Raw genomic sequence first — 2,362 nt, forward strand, 5'->3', positions numbered from 1 at the left:
TTCGTGGTACCACCTTGCTTCACCCCTGCCTCACGACAGGGGCCTTATGGAGTACAATCATACTCCTGCGCGCTGACGGGCGCACCCGTCGCAGCCTGTACAGAATGGATTCCGCAGTCAGCCGCGCCGCTCCGAGACCATCTTCAGCCAGACCTTCCGTACCCGTTTCCACCAATCCGGGCTCTCTGTGCCGTATCTTCCAGCCTACTCTTCTCTTCCTCGCGTTTGTAGGGCGTGATTCAGTTCCGCTTGGGTTGTGCTTAGTTTACAACCGAATGGCCCCATCTGTCAACTGGACAGTCTGCACAAAAAGAGCGGATGGACAAACCAAGCGGTTTGCCCATCCTGCTGATTTTTACATGCCTCCGGGGGAGCGCCTGTCCCGGTTCACCTGCCGGTTGGCGTCCCGCAGGCCCCTCCGGCGGCTCTTTTTGGTGAGCCGCTTGTCGGAGCCTACGGCGGTGCGGGTGCCGGCGGTCTGGACAATCTGAACCAGGATCACCAGGGCAATCACGGCGCAGTACTCCAGGACGATCTGGGTTCGGTAGTAGCCGTAGTTGATGGCGGTGGCGCCCAGGCCGGTACCGCCGATGAAACCCGCCATGGCGCCGTAGCCCAGGATGGTGATGGTGACGGTGGTGGCGCCGGTGAGCAGGGAGGGCCGGGCCTCGGGCAGCAGTACCTTCCACACGATTTGGAGAGGGGAGGCCCCCATGGCGGTGGCGGCCTCCAGCACGCCGCGATCAACCTCCCGCAGGGAGGACTCCACCATGCGGGCCACGAAGGGGAAGGCGGCGATGACCAGGGGGGGGATCATGGCGGCGGTGCCCACGCTGGTGCCCAGGATCAGCCGGGACAGGGGGATGGCCAGGATCATCAGAATCAGGAAGGGAACGGAGCGCAGAATATTGATGACAAAGTTGAGGGCGGCCATGAACCACCGGGGCAGGGGCCGCACGCCGCCGGCCTCCCCGGTGACCAGGAGGATACCCAGGGGCAGGCCGACCACATAGGCGAACAGGGTGGCCAGGGCGGTGGAGTACACCGTATCCCACACATCGCCGGGCAGAAGCTCCAGAAAGAGGGAGAACTGCTCCTGCACCTCCGGACTGTTGAAAAAGTCAAGCATGGTAGTCGGGCACCTCCTCTACAGTGACATCCTTCTGGGCGCGCAGGTAGTTCATGGCCTTGGCGGCCTCATTTCTGTCCTCCGGCAGGCCCAGCAGCATGGAGCCGAAGGCCTTGCCGTTCACGTTGCGGGTGTCAGCCCCCAGAATGTTCACCTTCACGCCGCAGTCGATGGCCAGGGAGGCGATCAGGGGCTCGTAGGAGGAGCCGCCGTTGAACACCACCCGCACCACGCCGGCCACGGGGAACTTGTCGATGTTGGCCCCCTCGGGGAACACCAGGCGGCGGCCCGCCTCGGTCTTGGGGTTGGAGAAGACCTCCTCCACCGTGCCGGTCTCCACCATGCGGCCCTTCTCCAGGATGGCCACGTGGGTGCAGATGGACTCCACCACCGCCATCTCGTGGGTGATGATGATGGCGGTGATGCCCAGGCGCCTGTTGATGTCCTGAATCAGCTTCAGAATGCTGCGGGTGGTGGTGGGATCCAGGGCGCTGGTGGCCTCGTCGCACAGGAGCACCTTGGGGTTGGAGGCCAGCGCCCGGGCGATGGCGATGCGCTGCTTCTGCCCGCCGGAGAGCTGGGCGGGGTAGGCGTTGGCCTTGTCGGGCAGGCCCACGATGTCCAGGTACTCCAGGGCCCGCTTTTTGGCCTCCGCCCTGGGCACCCCGGCGATCTCCATGGGGAAGCAGATGTTGTTCAGGCAGGTGCGCTGCATGAGCAGGTTGAACTGCTGGAAGATCATGCTGATAGACCGGCGGGCCTGCCGCAGCTGGGCGGGGGACAGGCTGCACAGATCCACCGGGCCGCCGCCCTCCGCCTCCAGAATCCCGTCCATGAGCACCTGGCCCTCGGTGGGCCGCTCCAGCAGGTTGATGCACCGCACCAGGGTGGACTTGCCCGCGCCGGACATGCCCACGATGCCGAAGATATCCCCGTCCTGAATGGTCAGGCTGACGTCCGACAGCGCCTGAAAATCGCCGTCGGCCGTGGGGAAGATCTTGGAAATGTGTCTTAACTCGATCACAGACCCCGACTCCTCTAACGTTCAAATATCCCCGTTATTTTATGCCAACCGACGGCCCCTGTCAAGGAAAAAGCCCCGGAACCGGATGGTTCCGGGGCTGAGGCTGTCGAAAAACCTTCCTTAAGGGAAAGCCTCGCAGAGTTCCTGCGGCCGTAGCCGCAGGAATCAAATGAAAATCCGTCATTTCCGGGGACATGCGCCTCGGAAAT

2 protein-coding genes are annotated in these 2,362 nt (G+C 63.5%); both read right to left on the reverse strand.

Going from position 1 to position 2,362, the window contains the following annotated elements:
* Positions 1-355 precede the first annotated feature (355 nt).
* Complete coding sequence (locus tag QZ378_RS12715) at positions 356-1,129, reverse strand: methionine ABC transporter permease (protein ID WP_087240118.1); 774 nt, start codon at positions 1,127-1,129, stop codon at positions 356-358.
* Positions 1,122-2,153, reverse strand: a complete 1,032-nt coding sequence (locus tag QZ378_RS12720; RefSeq protein ID WP_291258534.1) for an ATP-binding cassette domain-containing protein — start codon at positions 2,151-2,153, stop codon at positions 1,122-1,124. Before QZ378_RS12720 ends, QZ378_RS12715 begins: the two co-directional genes overlap by 8 nt.
* Between the last annotated feature and the right edge of the window lie 209 nt (positions 2,154-2,362).

This window comes from Flavonifractor sp. (assembly GCF_019422385.1).
Taxonomy (GTDB): Bacteria; Bacillota; Clostridia; order Oscillospirales; family Oscillospiraceae; genus Flavonifractor; species Flavonifractor avistercoris.

What these genes read in the sequence shown, in the direction of transcription:
- QZ378_RS12715 (WP_087240118.1), bottom strand. Translation starts at nt 1,129, where the DNA reads ATGCTTGACTTTTTCAACAGTCCGGAGGTGCAGGAGCAGTTCTCCCTC.